This window comes from Paenarthrobacter aurescens, from assembly GCF_041549525.1.
GTDB lineage: Bacteria > Actinomycetota > Actinomycetes > Actinomycetales > Micrococcaceae > Arthrobacter > Arthrobacter aurescens.
In genome coordinates, this window is the sequence record NZ_CP157456.1 from 90,680 (window position 1) to 114,881 (window position 24,202).

22 protein-coding genes are annotated in these 24,202 nt (G+C 62.2%); 9 read left to right on the forward strand and 13 right to left on the reverse strand.

The window, feature by feature from the left end; genetic code table 11:
• Window positions 1-246 precede the first annotated feature (246 nt).
• The 3 genes from ABI796_RS00480 to opgC form a co-directional block, all read right to left on the reverse strand.
• Window positions 247-1,146 carry a DUF3800 domain-containing protein gene (locus ABI796_RS00480; protein ID WP_170224883.1) on the reverse strand — a complete coding sequence of 300 codons (900 nt, stop codon included), beginning with the start codon at window positions 1,144-1,146 and terminating at the stop codon, window positions 247-249.
• Between the two features lie 351 nt (window positions 1,147-1,497).
• Window positions 1,498-2,853 (reverse strand): uracil-xanthine permease family protein, encoded by a 1,356-nt coding sequence (locus tag ABI796_RS00485; RefSeq protein ID WP_141282804.1) that lies wholly within the window; start codon window positions 2,851-2,853, stop codon window positions 1,498-1,500.
• 83 nt (window positions 2,854-2,936) lie between these two features.
• Window positions 2,937-5,447: an OpgC domain-containing protein gene (gene opgC / locus ABI796_RS00490; protein WP_141282802.1), complete on the reverse strand. Its 2,511-nt coding sequence runs from the start codon at window positions 5,445-5,447 to the stop codon at window positions 2,937-2,939.
• Between the two features lie 201 nt (window positions 5,448-5,648).
• Between opgC and ABI796_RS00495 the strand changes: the two genes are divergently transcribed.
• Window positions 5,649-6,254 (forward strand): malonic semialdehyde reductase, encoded by a 606-nt coding sequence (locus ABI796_RS00495; protein ID WP_141282800.1) that lies wholly within the window; start codon window positions 5,649-5,651, stop codon window positions 6,252-6,254.
• A gap of 191 nt (window positions 6,255-6,445) precedes the next feature.
• Window positions 6,446-6,946, forward strand: a complete 501-nt coding sequence (locus ABI796_RS00500) for a 2'-5' RNA ligase family protein (RefSeq protein WP_141282798.1) — start codon at window positions 6,446-6,448, stop codon at window positions 6,944-6,946.
• 59 nt (window positions 6,947-7,005) lie between these two features.
• Here the strand turns inward: ABI796_RS00500 and ABI796_RS00505 are convergent, their stop codons facing one another.
• The 3 genes from ABI796_RS00505 to ABI796_RS00515 form a co-directional block, all read right to left on the reverse strand.
• Window positions 7,006-7,488, reverse strand: a complete 483-nt coding sequence (locus ABI796_RS00505) for a DUF3806 domain-containing protein (RefSeq protein ID WP_141282796.1) — start codon at window positions 7,486-7,488, stop codon at window positions 7,006-7,008.
• Window positions 7,488-9,149, reverse strand: a complete 1,662-nt coding sequence (gene pgm / locus ABI796_RS00510) for a phosphoglucomutase (alpha-D-glucose-1,6-bisphosphate-dependent) (RefSeq protein WP_246095726.1) — start codon at window positions 9,147-9,149, stop codon at window positions 7,488-7,490. Before pgm ends, ABI796_RS00505 begins: the two co-directional genes overlap by 1 nt.
• A 234-nt stretch (window positions 9,150-9,383) precedes the next feature.
• Window positions 9,384-10,139: an SDR family NAD(P)-dependent oxidoreductase gene (locus tag ABI796_RS00515; protein WP_141282792.1), complete on the reverse strand. Its 756-nt coding sequence runs from the start codon at window positions 10,137-10,139 to the stop codon at window positions 9,384-9,386.
• Window positions 10,140-10,336: 197 nt separating this feature from the next.
• Between ABI796_RS00515 and ABI796_RS00520 the strand changes: the two genes are divergently transcribed.
• Complete coding sequence (locus ABI796_RS00520) at window positions 10,337-11,014, forward strand: DUF4190 domain-containing protein (protein WP_141282790.1); 678 nt, start codon at window positions 10,337-10,339, stop codon at window positions 11,012-11,014.
• Window positions 11,015-11,114: 100 nt separating this feature from the next.
• Here the strand turns inward: ABI796_RS00520 and ABI796_RS00525 are convergent, their stop codons facing one another.
• Genes ABI796_RS00525 through ABI796_RS00535 form a run of 3 tightly spaced genes read right to left on the reverse strand, consistent with a single transcriptional unit; the run spans window position 11,115 to window position 14,841 of the window.
• Entirely contained in the window at window positions 11,115-12,614 is a 1,500-nt protein-coding gene (locus ABI796_RS00525) for a peptide MFS transporter (protein ID WP_141282788.1), read from the reverse strand.
• A 54-nt stretch (window positions 12,615-12,668) separates the two neighbouring features.
• Window positions 12,669-14,105, reverse strand: coding sequence for an amidase (locus tag ABI796_RS00530; protein WP_141282786.1), 1,437 nt, complete (start codon window positions 14,103-14,105; stop codon window positions 12,669-12,671).
• Window positions 14,098-14,841: a peptidase E gene (locus tag ABI796_RS00535; protein ID WP_141282784.1), complete on the reverse strand. Its 744-nt coding sequence runs from the start codon at window positions 14,839-14,841 to the stop codon at window positions 14,098-14,100. The genes ABI796_RS00530 and ABI796_RS00535 overlap by 8 nt, the downstream gene beginning before the upstream one ends.
• Before the next feature lie 205 nt (window positions 14,842-15,046).
• Here ABI796_RS00535 and ABI796_RS00540 point away from each other — a divergent pair, with 205 nt between their 5' ends.
• The 3 genes from ABI796_RS00540 to ABI796_RS00550 all read left to right on the forward strand — a co-directional run bounded on the left by ABI796_RS00540 (window position 15,047) and on the right by ABI796_RS00550 (window position 16,671).
• Window positions 15,047-15,373 (forward strand): rhodanese-like domain-containing protein, encoded by a 327-nt coding sequence (locus tag ABI796_RS00540; protein WP_141282782.1) that lies wholly within the window; start codon window positions 15,047-15,049, stop codon window positions 15,371-15,373.
• Window positions 15,374-15,406: 33 nt separating this feature from the next.
• Window positions 15,407-16,336, forward strand: coding sequence for a prephenate dehydratase (gene pheA / locus ABI796_RS00545; RefSeq protein WP_141282780.1), 930 nt, complete (start codon window positions 15,407-15,409; stop codon window positions 16,334-16,336).
• 104 nt (window positions 16,337-16,440) lie between these two features.
• Window positions 16,441-16,671, forward strand: a complete 231-nt coding sequence (locus ABI796_RS00550; RefSeq protein ID WP_141282777.1) for a hypothetical protein — start codon at window positions 16,441-16,443, stop codon at window positions 16,669-16,671.
• Here the strand turns inward: ABI796_RS00550 and ABI796_RS00555 are convergent.
• Window positions 16,668-17,729, reverse strand: coding sequence for a diacylglycerol kinase family protein (locus ABI796_RS00555; RefSeq protein ID WP_141282775.1), 1,062 nt, complete (start codon window positions 17,727-17,729; stop codon window positions 16,668-16,670). The two genes, ABI796_RS00550 and ABI796_RS00555, sit on opposite strands and share 4 nt — an antisense overlap.
• 112 nt (window positions 17,730-17,841) lie before the next feature.
• On the opposite strand from ABI796_RS00555, the gene serS reads away from it, so the two are divergent.
• A complete protein-coding gene (gene serS / locus ABI796_RS00560) occupies window positions 17,842-19,122 on the forward strand; it encodes a serine--tRNA ligase (RefSeq protein WP_141282773.1) in 1,281 nt (426 codons plus the stop codon).
• 83 nt (window positions 19,123-19,205) lie between these two features.
• Here serS and ABI796_RS00565 read toward each other — a convergent pair whose 3' ends face one another.
• From ABI796_RS00565 to ABI796_RS00575, 3 genes are read right to left on the reverse strand one after another with little or no spacing between them, the layout of a single operon-like run.
• Window positions 19,206-19,946, reverse strand: a complete 741-nt coding sequence (locus tag ABI796_RS00565) for a class I SAM-dependent methyltransferase (RefSeq protein WP_141282771.1) — start codon at window positions 19,944-19,946, stop codon at window positions 19,206-19,208.
• Between the two features lie 45 nt (window positions 19,947-19,991).
• The gene (locus ABI796_RS00570) at window positions 19,992-20,291 is read right to left on the reverse strand and encodes a transcriptional regulator (RefSeq protein ID WP_141282769.1); all 300 of its coding nucleotides are present in this window, start codon (window positions 20,289-20,291) and stop codon (window positions 19,992-19,994) included.
• On the reverse strand, window positions 20,291-20,761 hold the full coding sequence (locus ABI796_RS00575; RefSeq protein WP_141282767.1) for a hypothetical protein: 471 nt from the start codon (window positions 20,759-20,761) through the stop codon (window positions 20,291-20,293). The genes ABI796_RS00570 and ABI796_RS00575 overlap by 1 nt, the downstream gene beginning before the upstream one ends.
• 233 nt (window positions 20,762-20,994) lie before the next feature.
• Here ABI796_RS00575 and helR point away from each other — a divergent pair, with 233 nt between their 5' ends.
• Together helR and ABI796_RS00585 are read left to right on the forward strand one after the other, a co-directional pair.
• A complete protein-coding gene (gene helR, locus ABI796_RS00580; RefSeq protein WP_218028005.1) occupies window positions 20,995-23,265 on the forward strand; it encodes an RNA polymerase recycling motor ATPase HelR in 2,271 nt (756 codons plus the stop codon).
• A 2-nt stretch (window positions 23,266-23,267) separates the two neighbouring features.
• A complete protein-coding gene (locus tag ABI796_RS00585) occupies window positions 23,268-24,113 on the forward strand; it encodes an HAD family hydrolase (protein WP_141282765.1) in 846 nt (281 codons plus the stop codon).
• Window positions 24,114-24,202: the final 89 nt, after the last annotated feature.

Below are 24,202 nucleotides of genomic sequence, written 5' to 3' on the forward strand. Positions count from 1 at the left end.
AGTCCTTGGCCGTGCCGAGATTGGAAGAAGGAGAGGGCCCAATAGTCCAATTGCAGACCGCAACTGCCGCGTGGCGTCCCTGGGTCCGCATCCGCTTAGGAGCCGGTCGCCAGACCAGGATCGAACAGAAGCATCCTGGCGCCTGCCTGAGACACCCAGGGTCCTATTCCGGAACAAGCAAGGAATGCTTGTTTGGGTTCTCAAACTAAGAGGGAGGACGGGCACCTTATGGGTGGCCTTTGGTGACTATGCCAAGACTCTTGGCCCTGCCCGAAGGCTGTCGTATAGGCCGACGAGCTGTGGGTGCTGGTATCCGACCGATCCCACCTTCTTGGTGCGTTTGAGCACGTGGGGGTCTCGAAGGACTTCGCTGTTGTGGATGTGTGTTTTGGTGCCGATCAGTCGGATCTTGGATTCGTACGTAAAGCTTCCGGTCAACTTTGATGAGAACTTCTCCTCAACCCAGGAAAAGGTCGAATCTGGGAGCAGTTGGTAGTCAGTTGCCCGGCCAACCAACCCACATACCCAGTCCGCGAATTGGACGCTGGAGTTAACCTTGCTGTCGATGTGGAGGGGAGGCTCGACGATGAGCCGCATCTCATCGAAGTTCTTGGTTCTTGCGTAGATGTGTCCGTACATCTGAGCGACAAGTTCCCGGCGGGACTTCTCGGTGAAGTCGTCCATGAATATAAGAACCTCTTCACCCTTGTGCTCAGCATGGCGACAGATGCGATTGATCGTCTCGCGAAGGGCCTCGACAGTATAGTCCTCCGACGTCTTCTTCGTTTGCTTGACGCTACCCCGGGGCTTTTCGTCACCATAGTAGAAAAGGCTGCCACCATTTGCTTGCAACTTCGTCACCAAACCGGTGAAAGCACGGACCTGTTCGGGGCGCTTGTTGATGCTTCCGGTACTGAAGTACTCAGCGCCTTTTCGTTCCCACTGACTAGGATTTTTATCTTGCTCGATCTCGGTCTTGAAAAGAGTCCGCTTCACCCTGAGGAACTCGGCTCCGAAGTAGCGGGCGTTCTTGGCAGGGATTATGTAGCCGGCGTACCCAAAGACTGGATGATCTTTGTACTTGGCATGGTCCCGACTGACATAGGGGCCCACGTGACCGAACTCGTCCAAGTATGCAATCAGCACGCTAAATCCCCATCCATCTGTTAACGCAAGAACCCACGCACGTGGCGTGGGCTCTTCGAAGTGGTGCGCAATCCATTATTTCAGGAACCGCTACCGAAGTAATACTAGGCACGGTTGTATAAATAATACAAATCCGGGTTGTTTTATTCTGGTGTCGGGATGAGTCATCGAACGTGGACTGCTGACGGGCTGCGCTGGCTCTACTCGGCTCGTGGAAGGCCGGAGGCGGGCACCTAACGGATATGAGAGGTCGCGAAGCGGCCATTGCCTCGTGACTCAATCCCATCGGTGAGTCGAATGGAGCTTTGCGCCCGACGTCCGCAGAGCGGCCAGCTATGCGCCGGAAGTTCCCTACTTCCCCTTCTTCCCGCCCCTCTTAGCCGCAGCGTTCATCGCCGACTTCACCGCAGGCGGCAGTCCCGCTGTCTCGGTTTCCGGCTCAGCGACGGTCCCGCGCCAGCGAGCCAGCCCCTTCATGCCGTGGTAGATCACCAGGGCAGCAGCCGACCCAAGGGCAATGCCCGTGAACTTCAGCTCGCCAATGGTCCAGGTGTAGTCAGCAATGCCGATAATCAGAGCAACAGCAGCGGTGGTCAGGTTGATCGGGTTGGAGAAGTTGACCTTGTTCTGCACCCAGATCTTCACGCCGAGCACGCCGATCATGCCGTACAGCATGGTCGCGGCGCCGCCCAGGACACCGGCCGGGACGGTGGCGATCAGTTCGCCGAATTTCGGGGAGAAGCTCAGCAGGATGGCGAAGATACCGGCCACCCAGTAGGCCGCCGTCGAGTAGACCTTGGTGGCGGCCATGACTCCGATGTTCTCCGCGTACGTGGTGGTACCGGAACCGCCGCCGAACCCGGCAAGTACGGTCGCGGCGCCGTCGGCCATCAGTGCGCGGCCGGAGACGCCGTCGAGGTTTTGGCCGGTCATCGCGGCCACCGACTTCACGTGCCCCACGTTCTCAGCCACGAGCACCAGCACCACCGGCACGAACAGCCCCACCACGCCGATGTGGAATTCGGGCGTCTGGAACAGCGGCAGGCCAATCCACGCGGCGGCGTCCATCTTTTCGTAGGACACCTCACCGCGCATCATCGCCACGATGTACCCCACCACAACACCCACCAGGATGCTCAGGCGCCCCAGGATTCCGCGGAACAGAACAGAAACCAGAATGATCGTCACCAAAGTGATCAGCGCGGTGACGGGTGCGAGGTCGAAGTTGGTCTTAGCCGCGGGCGCGAGGTTCAAGCCGATCAGCGCCACGATCGCACCGGTAACGATCGGCGGCATGAGCCGGTTGATCCATTCGGCGCCAAACTTCTGGACCACCGCACCAATAAGCGCCAGTACGACGCCGGCCAGCACCACGCCGCCCAAGGCGCCACTGACGCCGTACTGCTGTTGGGACGCCATGATGGGGGCGATGAAAGCGAAGCTCGACCCCAGGTAGCTGGGCACCCGGCCCTTGGTGATCACCAGGAAGAGCAGCGTGCCGATGCCCGAGAAGAGCAACGTGGTGGCCGGCGGCATGCCTGTGATGATGGGCACCAGGAACGTGGCGCCGAACATGGCGACTACATGCTGCATGCCGATGCCGATGGTCAAGGGCCAAGCCAGCCGCTCGTCGGGAGCCACCACGTGGCCGGGACGGATGGACTTGCCGTTGCCGTGGAGCTTCCATTTCATGCCGAGCATGCTCATGGCGGGGCCTTCCTCAGAAGAGTATTGGGATTCGGTGCAACATTACCGCCAAATCCCCGCCCGCATGCGGTGGGGACGCGCGTTTAGCGAGGTACCATCCGGAAGAGGAACTTGGTCTTCACCATCACCCACAGCGCGGCGAGCAGCGCGACGTACACGGCAGTGTTCAGCCAGAGGTTTCCGTCCCGCAAGGCAGGGATGTTGGCAATGGCCACAATGAAGAACACGTGCATGATGAACACGTAGAGCGTGGCTTGGCCCAAGGGTATGAAGAACCAGCCGACAGCACGTGACAACGGCTTCCAGAATGCGCTCAACAACGCGTACAAGGCGATGGTGATGAGGAAGACGTTGAGCACCCGTCCCGGCCCCAGGTAAGTCCGGCTGAAGAAGGTGTCGTAAACATACCTGAATGTGGTCTCGGGGATCAGTGCGAGCCTGATGTCCAGCTGGTTGGTCAGGTAAGGCCCGCTCCAGGAGAAGACGGCACAGGCGACCGCCAGGAAAATACACGCGCCGAGCAGTAGCCGTTGGCGTGGATGGGCAAACCACTCAATGATCCGGCGCCGGTAGAACCCGGCGGTCATCCCCACAACGAACAAGAGCTGCCACACCAGAAGCGGGAACGAGTCCTCGAACTGTGAGGGCAACAGGCGGAAACGGAAGATGGAGCCTGCAACGTAAAGCACAACGCTGAGCGTGAGGACCAGCCACGTGAATCCGCGGGATAAAGCCACCAGGATCAGCGGGCTGATGAGCAGCAGGACCACATAAAGTCCCATGATGTTGAACTGCCACGGCCCAACCTGCAGGAGCAGCAGAGCCGGGATAAGGCCCTCCGGAACAGGGAACTGAAGAAGTCCTTCCATCCCAGCGTAAAGATCGTACGTAGTGCCCGCAGCTGCGCGGCCGGCCCCGCCTGTACCTTGATCGGTAAATGTTGTGACTGCTGCGGCGTTGATGAAGGGAAGCAAGCTCAACCCGTACACGATCAGGACCACGGCGAGGGCCGTGAAATACAATTTCCAGGCGCGCTTCGTGGTGCCGTCCACTACATCGCCGAGGTCAGTGGCTATCCGGGGACCATAAACCATCCCCAGAACCACCCCGGAGAGCATCACAAACAGCTCCGCCCCGGAGACCACTCCCAGCGTCTCCTGGCTGAGCAGTTGGAATACGGAGTTAATGCCCACGTGGTTGACCACCACGAATACGATCGCCAGGCCCCGGAGCATGTCGATCCGCGCATCCCGCTTATCTGTGCCGGTGTAGGACCACTTGCCGGCGAAGGATCGCGAGGACAACATCCACAGCGCTGCCACAGCAATCAGTACTGATCCGGCCGAAGCCCAGGCAGCCCAGCCTTGGATGACGGTCCCCGACTTCGGCTGCGGTGCCTCAAGGCCGGGCACGTTGTCCAAGCCCTTCTCAGTAACCGGCCCAATAGTGAGGCCGGAGGTGTCCAAGGAGGTTCGGAAAGGGTCCGCCAGTGAAGGCTCAGCGGTGGCCCTCCAATCGATGGGCACCCCGCCGGGTTGGCGCACATCCGTGGTTTCGTTCCAGACCACTGCCCGGACAGCCCCGTTACCGGGTTCGGCTACTGAGGCGAAGACCTGGTGCCACCACGTTTCCTTGACGTCCAGCTCTGCAGCGCCGCCGGCACCGGGGGAGAAGAAAGCTCCGGTTTCCACCAAGAGCGGCTTGCCGCGGGCTTGAACGTAGCTGCTGTAGAAATTGTCCGTTCCGGCGTCCCCGCTGGAGGTTCCTCCACCGGACGCATGCAGGGCATCGTTGAACTCACCAGCTGCAGGCAGGGTATTCCTGGCAGCCCCTGCGCCGGTGGAATCGTGGTAGACGGACAGCCCCACCCAGTCCACCACGTCATCGCCGGGGTAATAAGGCTCAAAGGCGGAGTCGTCCTGATCCCACACCCCGTTGCCGCTGGTGTCCACCGAAGCGAGGGGCACACCCTTGCCCGGGGTGGAGGTGGCCAACTGAAAGGGGTAGTCCTTTTCAGCCGTCGGCGACCACACCATCACCGGATCCGGCAGTGCAGCCCTGAGCGATGCAGCAACTTTGTCGAAAGCAGCGCGGTACGCTTCCGGCTCCTGCCCCCAACTGACCCACGGGGCGTTCATTTCCGGTGCGAAGCGGACGAACACTTTGCCGCGAAAGCCAGCTGCCGCCGTCGTGATCTGACGAGCAAAAGTGGCCGCGACGTCGTCGTTAATGTCCTTCAGCTCAATCCCGGGGCGAACAGTGAGCAGTGCATGAGAGCCCTGATCGGCGACTTGGGAAAAGTAGCCCCTCAGGTATTCCCGGCCTCCATCGTCCACAGGCATGGACACGTTCTGACCGTAAAGCGCCGCGGGTGCACCCAGCCGCTGGGAGTAGTCCGCCGCCGAGTCCTTGTCCCAGTTCAGCAAAGCACCAAAGAAGCGCGCCCCGGGATCGTCCACGCTTGGCTGCTGCTGGACCGGATTCCGGGTTGGCGTGGACGCCCAAGCCTGCCCGGTTGGCATCAGGAACATCACCAAAAGCATCACAAAAACAGCCAGCGCCCGCTGACGGGCCACTAAGGGAAAGGTAGGCATCAGGCCCCTTCTGGTGTCGTCATTCCCACGGCTGAACGTCCCCCACTGGTGGCAGCTCGTATGCATGATGCTACCGACTTTCGCGCTGTGCCCAACGTCACGGGCCGTCACGGGAAGAGGACAAGGGAACTTGAAGTTGCAACCATGGAAAGCAGAAGTGCCCGGCCGGCTCAGGGTCAGGCCCAGCGAAAGGTTCATGACATGACGATCGCCCACGAAGAAGCAGTCATTGACGCAGCAGCAGTCGACGCCATTTTTGCCGAAGCCCGCACCGCCAACAGCTTCGCCGGTGAGGTCACCGACGAGCAGGCACGTGCCATCTACGAGCTCACCAAGTTCGGCCCCACCGCCTTCAACTCCCAGCCGCTCCGCGTGACCTACGTCCGCTCGGATGAGGCCCGCGCCAAGCTGGTGGACCACCTCTCGCGTGGCAACCAGGCCAAGACCGCGTCCGCACCGCTGGTGGCCATCCTTTCCTACGACACCGACTGGCAGGGTCAGTGGGACAAGTTCCTGCCCGCCTACGGCGCGCCTAAGGCCATGTACGACGCCGATCCCGCTTTCGCCGCTGCTACGGGCAACAACAACGCTCATTTGCAGGCGGGCTACTTCATCCTGGCCGTGCGCTCCCTCGGTTTCGCGGCTGGCCCAATGACCGGCGCTGACTTCTCGGCAATCGACGCCGAATTCTTCCCCGCCGGCGATCAGAAGAGCTTCCTGGTGGTCAACATCGGCCAGCCCGGCCCGGACGCCTGGGGCGAAGCCAAGCCGAAGTTCGCTTACGAAGAAGTGGTTCGCACCGTCTAATTCCCCGGACGCTCTATCACTTCCCTTGGGTGTTTTCCGGACGCTCTATCAGTTCCGCATCCCCAATCGGCAGTCGGTCGCGCCTACGTGCGAGAGGGATCAGGAATTAGCCGCGGGATGTGAGAGATGGTTGGTGTTTTGGCCGGGGGATGTGAGAGAGGGTTTTTGCCGGGCGGTGGCAAACTATGCCTATGCGGAACCTCATTTGGGTGGCGTTCACCGAGCCGGTGGAGCAGGGGCTGGTTTTTTCGCGCAGCGACTGGCCGTTGCACATCACGCTGTTAAGGTTCGACGTCGGCGCTGACCTAAGCGCCGACGTCGCCGATGTCCTTGCGGACCTGGCCGAAGCGCCGGTCAAGGGTGCGCTGGGAACCCTGCTGACCGTAGGCGAAGAGGCGGGCTTCGGGCATATGGGGTCCATCCCGGTGAGTTTGATCGAGCACAATCCGCTGCTTCAGGGGTTGCACCAGGAGATCGTGGACGCTGTGAACAACATCGGCGGCAGGATCGCCACACCGAACTACGTGATGGAACGCTACCGGCCACACATCTCGCATCACGACGGCAAGAGACCGAAGTCCGGAGACGTCGTCGTACTTGACCAAGTAGCCCTGGTGGACATGGCTCCAGACGGCGACCACACCATTCGGCGCATCCTCAGGCTCTGGACGCAGGACGTCGAAGGTGGCTGAAGACACGCCAGCGGGCTGAGGACACCCATATCCAAGCGTCCTCAGCCGTCCCAGGGTCCTTAGTGAATATGCGCGTCGCCAGTGGCCGAAGCCGCTGCAATCGCGGCACGAATGTCAGCCACCAGCCCCGGCGCGAGCTGTGAAATCCACTCGTATGGCTCTTCGGCGCGGGTGGCCCAGCGCTTCCCGATCATGTTCATGGGATGCACCACGATGTTGCCCGTTTTGTGATGCACGGTGGCTTCGGTGGCGCCGTCCGGATAGGTCCCCAGCACCCAGCGAAGCCCGGGAATCTCAGTGATCAAGTGATTTCCAAGAGCGGCGCCCATGATGTTGATCATGGGGTTGGGATCAAAATGGGGCTCATCCTCGCTGTGGCCAACGGTCATCTGCCACAGGGCATCGATGTACTGGAGGTCCGTGCGTGGCTGATCCGTCTCAGGTCCGTCCACCACGGAGCCCACATGCTGGAAGGAACCAAGGAGATCCTCGATCCACTGTTCCTCGGCCGGGGACATCTCCTCAATCAGCGGTCCCGCCACTACGCGATGACCCCGTCCACCAACGCCTTGGCCTCCTGCTGAACCTGGGCAAGGTGATCCGCGCCCTTGAAGGACTCGGCGTAGATCTTGTAGACGTCCTCGGTACCGGATGGACGTGCAGCAAACCAAGCATTCTCGGTGACAACCTTCAAGCCGCCAATCGAAGCGCCGTTGCCCGGAGCCTCCGTGAGCTTGGCCGTGATCTCTTCACCGGCAAGGGAAGTGGCAGTGACATCGGCGGCGGAGAGCTTGCCCAGCTTGGACTTCTGCTCGCGGGAGGCTGCGGCGTCAATGCGGGCGTAAACGGGAGCACCGAACTGATCGGTCAGGCCCTTGTAGAGCTGTGACGGGGACTTGCCAGTAACGGCTGTGATCTCTGATGCCAGCAGGGCCAGCAGGATGCCGTCCTTGTCCGTGGTCCACACGCTGCCGTCCAGTTTGTTGAAGGAAGCGCCGGCTGACTCTTCGCCACCAAATGCGCCTTCGCCGGACAGCAGCCCGGGAACGAACCACTTGAAGCCCACGGGAACCTCAACCAGCTTGCGGCCGAGCCCACCGGCAACGCGGTCAATGATCGAGGACGAGACCAGCGTCTTGCCCACTACGGACTCCGGGTTCCAGCCACTGCGGTTCCGGTAAAGGTAGTCGATGGCAACGGCGAGGTAGTGGTTCGGGTTCATGAGCCCGCCGTCGGGGGTGACAATGCCGTGGCGGTCGGCGTCGGCGTCGTTGCCTGTGGCCACGTCATAGGCTGCGGTGCCATCGGCACCCGCTGCCATCCGCTTGATCAGCGAGGCCATGGCCGATGGCGACGAGCAATCCATGCGGATCTTCTCGTCCCAGTCGAGGGTCATGAAAGCCCACTGCGGATCCACCGTGGGGTTCACAACTGTGAGGTTGAGCTGGTGGCGCTCGCCGATCTCACCCCAGTAGTCAACGGAGGCGCCACCCATGGGATCGGCGCCGATGCGGACACCCGCATCGCGGATCGCGTCAAGGTTCAGTACGGACGGAAGATCGTCCACATAGCTGCTGAGGAAGTCGAACTTGCCTGTGGTCTCTGCAGCCAGGGCATCGTTCAGCGGCATGCGCTTGACGCCCCGGAGCCCGTTTTCCAGCAACTGGTTTGCCCGGTCGGCGATCCATCCCGTGGCGTCGGTGTCGGCAGGGCCGCCGTGGGGTGGGTTGTATTTGAAGCCACCATCGCCCGGAGGGTTGTGGCTGGGGGTGACCACGATCCCGTCGGCCTGGGGGGTTCCCGGCGCGGCCTCGCGGTTGTACTTGAGGATTGCGTGGCTTAGGGCCGGCGTGGGGGTGTAGCCGTGGCGGGCGTCAACCAAAACGGTTACACCGTTGGCAGCCAAAACCTCCAGCGCGGAGTTCTGTGCGGGCTCACTAAGCGCGTGGGTGTCGCGGCCGATGAACAGCGGCCCGGTGATGCCCTGGCGGCCACGGTATTCAACGATTGCCTGCGTGATCGCGAGGATATGCGGCTCGTTGAAGGAAGCCTTCAAGCTGGATCCGCGGTGCCCGGATGTACCAAACGCCACGCGCTGCGCAGGGTCGCCCACATCCGGAGTTACGTCGAAATACGCGTCCAGCAGGGCTGTGATGTCAACAAGGTCCTGGGGTAGGGCAACTGTGCCCGCTCGGCTAGCCATGTGGTCCAGCATGCCAGACGGCGGGGCCCGCTGACACTGAATGTCCGCTGATCAGGCCCCTGTGACGTCGGATGGCGTGGCTCTTCCGCGCCCGGCGCACCCGTTCTCGCCCGGCGCGTCACTGGTTCTCCCGGGGCGCACCCTTTCCCGCCATCCGCTCCAGAGGTTGCGGTTGCGGGCGGCGGGAACGGTAGCGGGGACGAGCGACCACAGTCACAAGCCCCCGCGGCAACGCTAAACAGCGGTGTAGCCACCATCGACCAGTACGTAGGATCCGGTCATGAAGCTGGCCTTGTCCGAGAGGAGGAACGTGGTGACGTTCGCGATTTCTTCGGCCCTACCCAGTCGACCCAGCGGGTGCTTCGCTTCGAGCCCGTTGATGACTTCCTTCGGCGCGGCGGCCAGCAAGGGAGTGTCAATGTAGCCGGGGCCGATTGCGTTGACGCGAAGTCCCTGGGCTCCGTATTCAGCCGCGGCGTTCTTGGTCATGCCCACTACTCCGTGCTTGGCCGCGGTGTAGGCGGCGTTGCCGGGTGCGGCCACAGCGCCGTGGATGGATGCCATGTTGACGATTGCGCCTTCGGAAGCACCTGCAGCAAGGATGGCGGGAACCTGGTAGCGCATTCCGTAGAGGACGCCGCTGAGGTTGATGGCGATCACGCGGTCCCAGTCTTCAATGTCGATTTCTCCAACGGGAGCACTGGCGCCGCCGATGCCTGCGTTATTGACGGCGTAGTTCAGTGCACCGTACGTCTCCACTGCGAAGTCAACAGCCTTCTTGCTGTCCTCGGCCACGGCTGTGTTGCCTTGGAAGGGAACTGCCTTGCCGCCGTCGGCCGTGATCTGCTCGGCCACCCGGGTGGCGGCGTCCAGGTTAACGTCCACAACAACCACGTTGACGCCGTTTTTCGCGAGGTCCTTGCTGATTGCTTCTCCGAGACCGGAGCCTCCGCCGGTGACGAGCGCGGTTTTGCCTTCGAAGTTACCCATGATTCCTCCTTTGCGGGACGGGTCCCGCAGATTTTGTGTTGAGCGCTGATGAGGTCGCCATCAGTGAAAACCAAGTGAGGCTCGAAAAAATTCCATGTGTATGCATATAAGTGATCATGCTCGCACTTGCGTTACCTTCTGTGGTGCCCCCTGCGGCGGTAGTGTTGTGAGCAAAGACCAGATTCAGGGGGATACCTATGTCAGACCAGCCATCAAAGGACAACGAGGATAAGCCTGCAGGCTACGAGCCGCCGCAGTACGTCCCGCCCGCGCAGTTCAGCGCGCCGGAATTCAGCGCGCCGGAGTCCAGCTCGCCGGGGTCCAGCGCACCCTACCCGGGCTCGTCCGCGGAGAGCGGGTCCTCCGGGAACGCCCCTGAGCAGGGCGCGCCTGAGCACTCTGCCTACGGCGCGAACGCCACCCAGCCGCTCCCGCCGTATGAGCAGAGCGCCCACGGGCAGAACCCGTACACACCGGGCGATTACAGCCAGCAGCCCGCCTCGCCCTACGGTCAGCCTCCCAGCCCGTACCAGCAGCAGGCGTTCAACCAGCAGCCTTACGGCCAGCAGCCCTACGGTCAGCCGCAGTCACCCTACGGTCAGCCCGCCTACTACGCCATGCAGGCCGAGCCCAAGGGCCTGAGCATTGCCAGCATGTGCTGCGGCATCGCAATCTACGTTGGCTTCGGGTTCATCCTTCTTCCGCAGATCGCCGCCGTGATCCTGGGCCACCTCGCCCTGAAGCGCGAGCCCTCGGGCAAGGGAATGGCGATCGCCGGTCTGGTGATGGGTTACCTCGGCATCGCCCTGTCAGTCATCTTTATCATTTTCATCATTGGCGTCAGCACAGCCAGCAGCAGCCGCTACGGCTACTAGAGCACGTACGACGGCGACCCTTGCGTCAGGTGTGAATCCCACCTGGACGCGAGGGTCGCCGTCGTTAAGTCGTTAAGAGGAGGTCCGTCAGCCAGGAACCCTAGCGAACGCCGCCCATCAGCTTCTTGATGGCCGGTGATGCCGCAGCGAGGCCAACGGCCAGGACTACAGCAACGCCGCCGATTCCCAGGAAGTACGGGAGCTCATCCTCGGGGTTGTAAAGCCCGGCGAGGATGCCGGCCAAGGTGGTGCCGAGAGAGACGGACAGGAAGAACAGCGCCACCATCTGCGTGTGGAAGGCCTGCGGGGCGAGCTTGGTGCTCACGGACAGGCCAATGGGGGAGAGGAACAGTTCCGCCAAAGTGAACATGAACAGGATTCCCACAAGGGCCAGGAGGGGGGTCTTGTCCTCGCCGGCCAGCGGAATGAAGGCCAGGAATGCCAGGCCCATGATCAACAGGCCTGCGGAGAATTTCAGCGGGGAGCTCGGCTGCTTGGAGCCCAGCTTGGTCCAGAGGGCAGCCATCACGCCGGCGAAGATAATGATGAACACCGGGTTGATGGACTGGACCCAGGCGGCCGGCATTTCCCAGCCGAACAGGTTGCGGTCCAGCTTCTCCTGCGAGTACACGGCAATGAATGTGAACTGCTGCTGGAACAGTGCCCAGAACCCGGCCGATGCGATGAACAGCGGGATGAAGGCGATCACGCGTTTGCGCTCCACGCCGGTCACCAGGGGGCTGCGGAAAATCAGGAACAGGTAGATCACTGCGGCACCGATCGCGGCGTAAGCCATGCTGCTGGCCAGGTTGTTGGCGTTGACCAGTCCGGTGCCGAGCAGGACAGCCACCACAATGAGGATTGCCAGGAAGATCAGGCCGTACTTGGTGCGGTCCTTCGCCGGGAGCGGGTTGGGAACGCGGTGTGCTTCCTCAGGGAGGCGCTTGCGGCCCAGGGAGTAGATGACCAGGCCAATCGCCATGCCCACCGCTGCTGCGCCGAAGCCGACGTGGAAGCCGTAGCTCGTCTGCAGCCAGCCGGTGACCAGCGGGCCGATGAGTCCGCCAATGTTGATGCCCATGTAGAAGATGGAGAAGCCGGCGTCGCGGCGTTCGTCCTTCTCTCCATACAGGCTGCCCACCAAGGCTGTGGCGTTGGCTTTCAGGCCGCCGGAGCCGATTCCTACCAGCACCAAGCCGGCGATCAGGCCCGGAATGCCCGGCAGGAGTGCCAGCGCGATGTGGCCGGCCATGATCATGATGGCTGAGCCGAACAGGACCTTTTCGGAGCCGAAGAGACGGTCGGCGAGCCATGCGCCGAGGATCGTCGACAGGTAAACGCCACCACCGTACGCGCCCACCAGACCAGCAGCGAGCCCCTGGTCAATGGAAAGACCGCCCTGCTCGGCGGTGAAGTACATGTAGTAGAGCAGGATTCCCTGCATGCCGTAGAAGGAGAAACGCTCCCACATTTCCACGGAAAAGAGGCTGGCCAACATCTTTGGGTGGCCGAAGAATGACGTATCGCCCGCTGGCTTTGCGGACTCAGCCGTGGTTTGAGGTGTGCTCATTTTCTCAATGCTGGCACTGACTGCGGGCATTGTCACATCGATGAATGCCCGGGGCAACCACTTTCCATATGTTAGACGCGCGTATCAGCGTGCCTCGAGGACGGCTGCGAGCTGGAGAAGCAACAGTTCGGATCCGGGCCGGCCAATGAGCTGGATCCCCATGGGCAGGCCTCCCGGCGCAGTGTGCACAGGGATGCTGATGGCCGGGAGTCCGCACACGTTCACCATGGAGGACCACGGCGCATACTGGCACTGCCTCTTGTAGTCCTCATCAGCATCGCCTGCCCACTCGCTGGGCCACGGTTCGCCGCTGTGCCCGCCACCGGTAAACCATCCGATCGGCCGCGGCGTCTGCGCCAGGGTGGGCATGAGGATCAGGTCCCACTCCGCATACTGCGCCACGGTGTCGTGCTGGAACTGCCGCAGGAAACTCAGCGCTTCATTGACCTTCGATGCACTCCGCTGTTGCGCCCGACGCCGGAAAGTCCGGGTCAGCGGCGTCAACAACGCTTCGCGCTGGGGTGCTATCCGGGCACTCCCGACGCCGGCAGTCCAGGCTGTGGTGAAGGCCTCCGGATAGCGGTTGTCGTAGCGGATTCCGGCTTGGCCGACGCTGTGGCCGGCCTTCTCGAGCAGCTTGGTCCCCAGCTCCAGTGCAGCGATGGCTTCTTCGTCGATGTGGAACGGATAAATACCGGCCCATGGACTGTCTAAACTGACGCCGATCCTCAGGGGCTCCGGCGCCCGCCCAACATTGGCGAGGTATCCGCCGTCGGGCGCTTCATGCCGGGGGACCAAGGCATCCATGAGCAAGGCCGCATCTGCAGCTGTTCTTGCAAGGGGACCGGCAACCACCAGTTGCGCGGCGTCACCCGCACTGGCACCGGAGGGTACCAAGCCGCGTCCGGGCTTAAGCCCCACCAGGCCGCACGCGCCCGCGGGGATCCGGATGGATCCGCCCCCGTCAGTCCCCGGTGCAAACGGAATCAGTCCTGCAGCAACGGCGGCAGCACTGCCTCCGGAGGAGCCGCCGGAACTGCGTCCCATGGCGTGCGGATTGCGCGACGGCGGTGCCACGCGGTTTTCGCTGTAGGCGGTGAGTCCAAATTCCGGAACCTGGGTCTTGCCCAGCGAGATGACGCCTTGACCCTTCAACGTGGCCGCAAGGACGCCATCCTCCGGCGCTGGTTTGTGCTCCAACGCCGCGCTGCCGTGCGTGGTGGGAACGCCGGCCACGTCAGTGAGGTCCTTGAAAGCGATGGGCATCCCGTGCAGCACCGGGATCTCTTCACGACGTCCCTCCCGGGACAGCTGTGCGTGCAGCCGATCTGCAGCGCCCGCGTCCCTGAGGGCCTGCTCAGCTGTGACGGTGACAAAGGCGCCCAACTGCTTGTTCCTCTCTTCAATTACTGAGAGAAAATGCCCCGTGACTTCACGGGCGGACAGTGCGCCGGAAGCCAAGGCATCACGGAGCTCAACAGCGGTCAGCCGTGACACGTCGTGGAGGAAAGGATCAGCCAAGGAAACGTGGCTCCAACCGTTCCTCCACAGCAACAGCGTCCACGCTCTCGCCGGCACCGGCGGTCACCCGGAAGGCAGCCTTGTTCTTCAGCTCGGACACCACCTCTACAAGTTCAGTGCCCCGGTAAACCAGCCCCACGCCGTCGTCCGTACAGTGGGTTTCGCCCAGCGTTCCGTTGGCTACGAGTTTGTGGATGGCCGGTGCGCGCCTCAGTTCAGAGTCATAGTGGACGCCGCTGGCGTAGGGGAGGAACCCGAGCGCGTCCGTTACAGGCTGAAGCTCCGGGCCAAACGAATCGGTCACGCCACCCCGGTACCAACAAATGGAGCCGGCTGAAACACCAGCCAGGACCACTCCGCTTTCCCAGACCCTCCGGAGGATTCCGTCCATGCCGTGTGCACGCCACACGGCCAGCAGGTTCACCACGGATCCGCCGTTGACCCACACCACGTCCTGGTCCATCAGGTGGGCTTCCGGATCCGCGATGTTGGGCATGGTGAAAAAGTTCAGGTGGCTGAAGTGGAACCCGGCGATGTGTGCCGCCTGGTCCATCTCTGCCGCCCACCAGCGTTGATCCCCTGACGCTGTCCCGATGTGCGTAACCCGCGGCGCACGACCGGTCACGCCGGAAAGCTCAACGGCGTAATGCATCAGGTGATTGAACTCAATCCGGGTCCGTTCGCCCGGCTTATAGCCACCGGACGTCGCCAGAATGGTGGGTTCTCCAGCAGGCAAGGGGACTCCTAAGGGGCTGATGGTGGGTAGCGTTTTGGTTCCGGTCTTCGCGTCCGTCCCAGTCTTAACGTCGTGGCGCCGGGAAGCAAGGGCAACATTCCCGGAGGTGACATTTCACGGAGGTGACAGGTTGGTGCCGAAGTTACGGTGCCACGCCATGGGGACTAGGCTGGATGCTGGACTTAATCGATGGGAAGGGAACGCCATGAGCGACTTCGATACCGTACCTGTGGGCGACATTCCGGAAGGCGCCAGCATCCTGGACGTCCGCGAAGACTATGAATGGGTGGCCGGACACGCCGAGGGTGCACGGCACATCCCCATGGACCAATTGCCGGCGCGCCTGGACGAACTCGATCCCGACGACGACCTCTTTGTTATCTGCCGCACTGGGGGCCGGTCATTCCGCGCCGTCCAGTGGCTGGTGGGGCAGGGCTACTCCGCCGTGAACGTGGCCGGCGGCATGGACATGTGGTTCGAGGCCGGAAAGCCGATGGTCTCGGACAACGGCCTGAAGCCGGTTGTTCTCTAAGACGCACATATAACCAGCAAGGAATATTCAAAAATGCCGGCAAGCTATACGTTCCTGGGCCCCGAGGGAACCTTCACAGAGGCAGCCCTCATGCAGGTCCCAGGGGCTGCCGAAGCCGTCCGGATTCCTTGCAGCAACGTCAACACAGCCCTGGAACGGGTCCGCGCCGGCGAGGCCGATGCGGCCATGGTGCCCATCGAAAACTCGGTGGAGGGCGGCGTCACTGCCACCTTGGACGCGATCGCCGCAGGGCAGGAACTCCGGATCATCCGTGAGGCCCTTGTTCCCATCACCTTTGTGCTGGTGGCGAGGCCCGGCGTCGGGCTTTCCGAAATTAAACGGATATCAACCCATGGCCATGCCTGGGCGCAATGCCGGTTGTGGGTTGACGAGCACCTTCCCAACGCCGATTACGTTCCGGGATCCTCGACGGCGGCCTCCGCCATGGGCCTGCTGGAGGACGATGCCCCGTACGACGCAGCCATCTGTGCCCCGTTGGTTGCTGCTGCACAACCTGGCCTCAACATCCTTGCCGAGGACATCGGCGACAACCCCGAGGCTGTTACCCGGTTCATCCTGGTGAGCAGGCCCGGCCTCCTTCCGGACCGCACAGGCGCGGACAAGACCACCGTTGTGGTGCCCCTGCCGGAAGACCACCCAGGGGCGCTCATGGAAATCCTGGACCAGTTCGCCTCGCGCGGGGTGAACCTCAGCCGCATTGAGTCCCGGCCCACCGGGCAATACCTTGGCCACTATTTCTTCAGCATCGACGCCGACGGCCACGCCACGGACGCACGGGTTGCTGACGCTCTTGCAGGCCTTCATCGGATCAGCCCGGCAACCCGGTTCCTGGGCTCCTACGCCCGCGCAGACAAGCAGCAGGCCGTGGTTGCACCGCACACTTCGGACGCCGCATTCGCCTCAGCGCACGCGTGGGTGGCCTCCATCCTCAAAGGATCCTAGCGGCTGTCCACAGGCGGAACAGCGGCCCTTTCGCAAGGATGCTTCTGTGCGTATGCTTGCCTGATCCATAAACGATGGATGAATGCCAAATGAAAGGAGCGGTCATGTCTGTCCACCGGGATGACAAAGACGGCCAGGGCATGATCGTCAATCCGAAGCCCACCGGCGAGAACCAGGACGACTGGAATGGCGATGAAGCCGATCGCGCAGACCGGCTCCGCTTTGAAGAAGAACAAGCCATGATCAAGGAGCAGGCAGAAGCCCGCGCCGCAGCCAAGGCGGCTACTGAAGAAGCCGACAGGAACGCTGCCCAACCGGACGTCGGCAAAATCTAGACTGTTTGCGCCTTGGGTACCCGTACCAGCAGGGATGCCGGTTCAACTTGGACGGTGACCATTGTGGCCTCGCCCGAGGGGTCGCCGTCGAGCTGCGTGGCCATGGGTTCCTGGCTGCGGATGGTGACTTTGCCGGAGCGGTAGAAGCTCATCATGGGCAGGTTTGCGTTGTGCTTGAACAGGACCTTTGTGTACATGGCGAGCCAGCCGAAGGCGCTGCGTGGGCTCATCACCACAATGTCCAGCATGCCGTCATCGATCATGGCCTGCGGGATGAAGTCGATCCCGCCGGGAATCAAGCCGCAGTTGGCGAACAGCACGCTGCGGATCTTCCGTGACTGCTCGGGCTGGTCATCCATGGTGATGGTGACGCGTTTCCTGCGTCCTGGCAGGTGGCGGACACCGGCCTCCGTGTAGGCGAGCCAGCCCACGGTTTTTTTGAGGTCTTCCTTAGTGTCGCCAACAACCTCGGCGTCCAGGCCCATACCGGCGATCACCAGGAACGTGTGTTTGGCGGACTCACCGGTGATGTCATTGTCCACGCCCATGGTGGCGGTATCGATGTAACGCTGGTGGCCGAACAGTGCCACCTGGATGCAGTCCGCGAGGTCGGTCACGTCCAGGTCCACGTTGCGGGCCAGCAGGTTGCCGGTGCCAAGTGGGATGAGGCCCATGGCAACGTTCTTGTGCGCCAGCGACTCCGCCACAACGCGCACTGTGCCGTCGCCGCCGCACGCAAGAACGACGTCGGCCCCGTATGCCAACGCTTGGCGCGACTGACCGTAGCCGGGGTCTTCCACCGTGGTTTCGAAAAATTTTGGCGCATCCCAGCCGGCGAGATCGCAGGCGTCAATGATGGCCTGGCGGGCTTCCTCGGCGTTGTTTTTCACCGGATTGAGGATGACCGCCACACGCTGGTCCCCGGGGCCGGGCTTGTGTGAGTCCTCCCGGACTGCGCTCCTGATGTGGCGGGCTTTCAATCGGCGCACGCCCCACCAACTGGAGACGGCAAAAGCCACGCCCCCAGCGAGAATCAGGTACAGGATCCAGTCGCTCATGGTGCTCCAACACTATCCTCCTGGGCAGTTCCCTCTTGCCTTGGGCCTGGGGTGGGCGGACTTTGGCCATTGCGGGCCGGAAATCCGCGTGAGATTCGAATACTCTTGTGTGGTGATCGACGTAAAAGACCTCAGCGAAAATCCGGACAAGTTCCGTGCCAGCCAGCGCGCCCGTGGCGCCGACGAGTCCGTTGTGGACGCGATCATCTCCGCTGACTCTTCCCGTCGTGCCGCGCTGATCCGCCACGAAACCCTCCGCGCCGAGCAGAACGCTTTCGGCAAGAAGGTGGCGCAGGCCAAGGGCGAGGAAAAGCAGGCATTGCTGGCAGAGGTCAAGGAACTGGCCAACTCCGTGAAGGCAGCTTCCGCTGAAGCCGCCGCTGCGCAGGCCAAGCAGGAAGAGCTCCTCCGCGTCATCCCCAACCTGGTAGTTGATGGCGTTCCCGAGGGCGGCGAGGACGACTACGTTGTGGTCAAGACCGTGGGTACCCCGCGCGAATTCACTGACTTCGAGCCCAAGGATCACCTGGAAATCGGTGAGCTGATTGGCGCCATCGACATGGAACGTGGGGCCAAGGTCTCCGGCTCGCGCTTCTACTTCCTCCGTGGCGTGGGTGCCCGGCTGGAAATGGCACTGCTGCAGATGGCCATGGAGCAGGCAATCGATGCCGGCTTCGTTCCCATGATCACCCCCACTTTGGTGCGACCCGAGACCATGCAGGGCACCGGTTTTGACGTAAAGCACGACGCCGAGATCTACCGTCTCGCCGAAGACGACCTTTACCTGGTGGGAACCTCGGAAGTAGCCCTTGCCGGCTACCACGCAGACGAGATCTTAGATCTCTCCGCAGGCCCCATCCGCTACGCGGGACAGAGTTCCTGCTACCGCCGCGAGGCTGGCTCCCACGGTAAGGACACCCGCGGCATCATCCGCGTGCACCAGTTCAACAAGGTGGAGATGTTCATCTACACCACCGTTGAGGAAGCTGCTGCCGAGCACGAGCGCCTGCTGGCCTGGGAAGAGGAAATGCTGGCCAAGTGCGAGCTTCCGTACCGGGTAATCGACACCGCTGCCGGCGACCTCGGCATGTCCGCGGCCCGCAAGTTCGACTGTGAAGCCTGGGTCCCCACCCAGAATGCCTACCGTGAGCTCACCTCCACCTCCAACTGCACCACGTTCCAGGCGCGCCGCCTCAACATCCGCGAACGCGTAGTCAATGACGAAGGTGTTTCCAAGGGAACCCGCGCTGTTGCCACGCTGAACGGCACTCTGGCCACCACCCGGTGGATCGTTGCCATCCTTGAGCACCACCAGAACCCGGACGGCTCAGTCAACGTTCCCAAGGCACTCCAGAAGTACCTTGGCGGGCTTGAGGTTCTGCCGGTTCTCTAGTTCCTGGCGGATCCCGCTTTCGTTCGCTTCCTTGACCGCTATACGGCTCGCGTGGCGGCCCGGGCGGGATTTGCCGTTTCCATTTATGCGGGCTTGTGGGCAATCACTATCAGTTCACCCTGCCCGCTTCCCACGTCCTCGCCGGCCCAGCCACCGTGTATGCGGTCAACTGCGAAACCAGCCCTGTCCAGAGTCTGGCGTAGCTGCTCCTCTGTGCGGAATGCGAGGACCGAGATCTCTGTTTCCTCAGCGCTCCCGTTACAGAGTCGGCGCTCGGTGAGAGTAACGAGCCCATCGAATTCTGTGGCACTTTCAACCCAGGATTCCACCATGGAGCCGTCGGGAAGACTGTGTACGCCCCGCGTGTTTGCCGGAGTCCAGCGTTCCCAAGCCCGCGCAACAGGATCGCGGGAATCGAAGACCAAGCCACCTCCAGGGACCAACGCGCGCTGGATGTCGGCAAGCGTTCGGGACCAGTCGCCGTCGTCGGTAATCGCCTGGGCCACATGCGCCGTCATGATGGCCACGTCAAAAAGGCCGCCTCGGGGGATGGCTGCCGAGGTACCGTCAATCCACCGGACGGCTTCCGCGCCGGGCTTTCTTCGGGCAGCCGCAAGGGAGTGGGGGTTTGGATCGATGCCAACAACGCAGTGGCCTGCCGCAGCAACCGCCAGAGTCATTCGGCCGGTGCCGCAACCAAGATCCAACACCCGGCTTTCCGGCCGCTCATTTACGAAGGCCAGAAAAAAGTCGTCATCCTCGGCCCAGCGATTCTCCTGGTCGTAGAGGGCTGAAAGCTGAGCTCCGGTCATTGGTGAAGGCATCCGCCTACCCTAACAACCGCATGTGCTCCCAGGCTGGGACCGGGCCTACGGCAGCTGATCGGCGTTGGCGGCCAGTTTCCGCAGTTCATCCACGTGGGCTTTGAAGGCGCGCTGTCCGTCTTTGCTCAGGTGTACCCATGTTCGGGTACGTGTGTTGACTGCGCCTTTCCGGAGTCCAACGAAACCTGCCTGTTCCAGCACCTTTAGGTGTTTGCTCAGCACGGAATCGCTGAGGTGAAGAGCGTCGCGGATGACGCTGAACTCCACCTCTCCGGCGCCGGCAAGGAGTGCGCAGACCCGTAGGCGGGTGGGGACGTGAATCACCTCGCTGAAGCCGTCGCCCATCAGCGTGCGGTCTCCATCCAGTGCGCCAACTTCGCTTCCATGGCAGGCCCTGCAATGACTGTGAGAACGAACGCCAAAACAGCGGCCGCATAAGCAATCACATCGATGCCACTTAAGGCATGGAGCACCAGGGCGGCAGCGACGATAGCCGTAAAGGCGCCAAGGTAGAGCAGTCCCAGTGTTCGGCTTCCGCGGTGTGTGTAAACATCCACAAGCACCCGGGTTCGCGTGGACTGCAGGAGAGGGAGAACGCAGAAGACGATCACTGAGGCACCAAGGGCCACAGGCGCCCAGGGATACGTCCCGAACAGCACCAGCCCCAGGATGAACAGTGCCATACCCAAACCTTGGGCGGGGTACAGCCAGGCCGGTGATCCCACAAACGGGCCCAAAGCTCGTCGTGATTCTGAAACCGCGAGCAACGCCTGCTGCGCTTCCTCTGGACTTGGCCGGGGTGCATGGTTTGTCATGACTTCAACTTAGACTTTCCGCAACGGAAAGACAAGGCTTTCCACTACGGAAAGAACGGTCCCGGAACAAGCGTGGGAGCAGGAGGTCCCGGTCGGTAAAGGGCACAAAAATGGAAGGGAATTATCCCTTCCATACTCAATTTATAACCCACTGGGGGGCTTGCGGCAAGGCCCCCTACGTGCCGAACAATTGATCCACGAACCCCACCGCCCAAAGAAAAGGGAGTCGTGCGATGCCTGAAATCAGCCCGCTCAGAACCAGTGCCTTCGCGTTGCCTGAGCACCTTGCCCGCAAGGCCGATCCGAACCTGATCGGCAACGACGAACAGCAGTTCGAAGCCATCTCGACCAGTCTGTCTGAGTCCATGAGGGAGTTGTCCGCACATCTCGATGCCACAAGAAAGCAGCCAGGTGGTCGTGGACAGGCGGCCCTGGACCGGGATCAGGAGATTCACCGGATCACCGCGAGACTGCGTGCTCTGAGGCGCTTCGGCTTGGACCTTTGCTTGGGCAGGATGGTCACTGCGGACAGTCCGGAACCGGTCTATATAGGAAGGCTCGGACTAACTGACAGTGCGGGACGCCGGCTTCTGATCGACTGGCGCTCGCCGGCCGCTGAGCCCTTCTTCGGAGCGACCCACGCCAACTCGATGGGATTGGTGAGCCGCCGCAGGTATCGATGGACTCGGAGCCAGGGTGGAGATAGCCGGATCAGCGACTATTGGGACGAAGTATTCACTGCTGACGGCCTTGAGGGCAATGCTGCCCTTGATGAGCAGTCAGCTTTCATCGCCACTTTGGGCAGCAGCCGCTCGCCCCGGATGCGGGACGTCTTGGGGACCATCCAAGCTGACCAGGACCGGATCATCCGTGCAGGTTCACGCGGAGCTTTAGTGGTGGACGGTGGACCGGGAACCGGAAAGACCGTGGTGGCATTGCACCGGACGGCGTACCTGCTCTATTCGGATCCCCGGCTGAACCACCGCGGCAGCCACCGTAAGAGTGACGTTCTCTTTGTGGGCCCACATCAGCCCTACCTGAACTATGTGGCTGACGTTCTCCCAAGCCTGGGTGAAGAGGGTGTGCAGACGTGCACGTTGAGGGACCTTGTCCCGGAAGGTGCCACGGCCGTCGTCGAAAGTGACCCCGAAGTGGTGCGGCTGAAGTCATCCGTGAAGATGGTCAAAATGATTGAGGCGGCGGTGCATTTTTACGAAACGCCGCCAACTGATGGCATGGAGGTGGAGACGCCCTACGCGGATGTATGGCTCAGCAGTGAGGACTGGTTGGAGGCGTTTGATGCCGTGGGACCGGGCACCCCGCACAACGAGGCCCGCGATGACGTGTGGGAGGCACTGCTCACCATCCTGGTGGACAAGCTGGCTGAGCATGACCTTCCGGAGAGCCTGCTGCGCCGCGCGTTCACTCACAACGCGGAGCTGAACGCGGCGTTCGCAAAAGCCTGGCCGCTCCTTGATTACCTGGCGTTGGTGGCGGACTTATGGCGGGTACCGGCGTACCTGCGCTTGTGCGCACCATGGCTGCAGCCTGCCGAAACAGCAATGCTTCAGCGGGAACGCACCGCGCCATGGACGACGGCGGATCTGCCGCTTTTGGACGCAGCCCGCCAACGTTTAGGCGACCCGGAGGATTCGCGGCGCAGAAGGAAACGGAGGGCCGCACTGGCTGCTGAGCGGGAGCTCATGGACCGGGTGGTGGATGACCTGATAGCCGCGGATGACTCCGAAAACCTGGAAATGTACATGCTCCGCGGTGACGACATGCGGGAGACGCTCGTAGACGGGGACGCTTTGGAGCCTGCCGATCCCGATGTTCTGGCAGGGCCGTTCGCGCACATTGTGGTGGATGAAGCCCAGGAGCTGACCGACGCTGAGTGGCAGATGCTGCTTCTTCGCTGCCCTTCGCGGAGTTTCACGGTGGTGGGAGACCGGGCCCAAGCCAGGCACGGGTTCGCGGAATCATGGGAAGAGCGCCTGGGACGGGTTGGCCTTGGCAACGTCAACGTGGCCGCTCTCAGCATCAATTACCGCACTCCGAAAGAGGTCATCGCTGTTGCGGAACCAGCAATCCGCCAAGCGCTCCCGGACGCAAACGTGCCTACCTCGGTCCGCAGCAGTGGCATTCCCGTGGTCCACGATGTAACGAGCCGGCTCAGCACCATCGTGGATGAGTGGCTGGTCCGCAACCCGGAGGGCATCGCGTGCGTCATCAGCCGGAAGGGCACGATGGGCAGGACTCAACAGGACCGGGTCAGCTGGCTCACTCCTGAACTGGCGAAGGGCCTGGAGTTTGACCTTGTGGTCCTCATGGATCCGGAGACGTTTGGCCCGGGCATTGAAGGAGCAGTGGATCGGTACGTAGCCATGACGCGGGCCACCCGGCAGCTGGTGATTCTGGAGGGAATGACCACAATTCACCGTCCGTTAATGCCCGGCTGTGGCCCCGGTCCTAGTTCAGTGTCGGAGGTTTCTGCTCTACTGTAAGCATGACTATTTTGACTGATACTCCAGTTGCTGGCATCGATGACCAGCCAAATAACAACAACAAGTACATGGTGGCGTTGGACGTAGACGGCACTCTCGTGGACCATGACGGCCACATGACAGAGGCAGTTCGCTCTGCTGCGCAGGCAGTGGTGGCCAGTGGCCATGACGTCATGATTGCCACCGGCCGCTCGCTCAATGCCACGCTTCCCATCATCGAAAAAATCGGCCTCGAGCAGGGTTACGCTGTCTGCTGCAACGGAGGTGTGACCCTTCGCCTGGATCCGTCGTTGGATAAGGGTTACGAGATCATCCACAAGGCAACGTTTGATCCCGCACCGGCCTTGAAGGCCCTGCGGGAACGGCTGCCCAACGCAAAATACGCGCTGGAGGACGAGGACGGAAACTTCCTCTCCACTGAGCGTTTCCAGGACGCCAGCTTCGGCGTGGAGTCCATTGGCGTGGACTTCCAAACCATGCTGGACGCCACGGCTGTCCGCGTAGTGGTCTTCAGCAGCGAGAACACCTCGGAGGAGTTCAACGAGGCCATCAGGCACATTGGCCTTTCCGGTGTGACGTACTCGGTGGGGTGGACTGCCTGGCTGGACATCGCGGCCGAGGGCGTCACCAAGGCAAGTGCTCTGGAAGTTCTGCGCCACAAGCTCGGCACGGATCTGGCCAACACGGTGGCAGTGGGCGATGGCCGCAACGACATCGAGATGCTCACCTGGGCCGGGCGTGGGGTTGCCATGGGCCAGGCCCCGGATGAGGTCATCGCCGTCGCGGATGAAGTCACCGCTTCAGTGCTCGACGACGGCGCGGCACAGGTTCTGCGCAGCCTGCTGTAACTGCCACTCGTCTTAGCCGGCCCAACCCGGCATAAGCCGGCGCTTGTTCGCTACCCTCACCGCTCAGCGGCGGGGGTTTCAAACAAGGG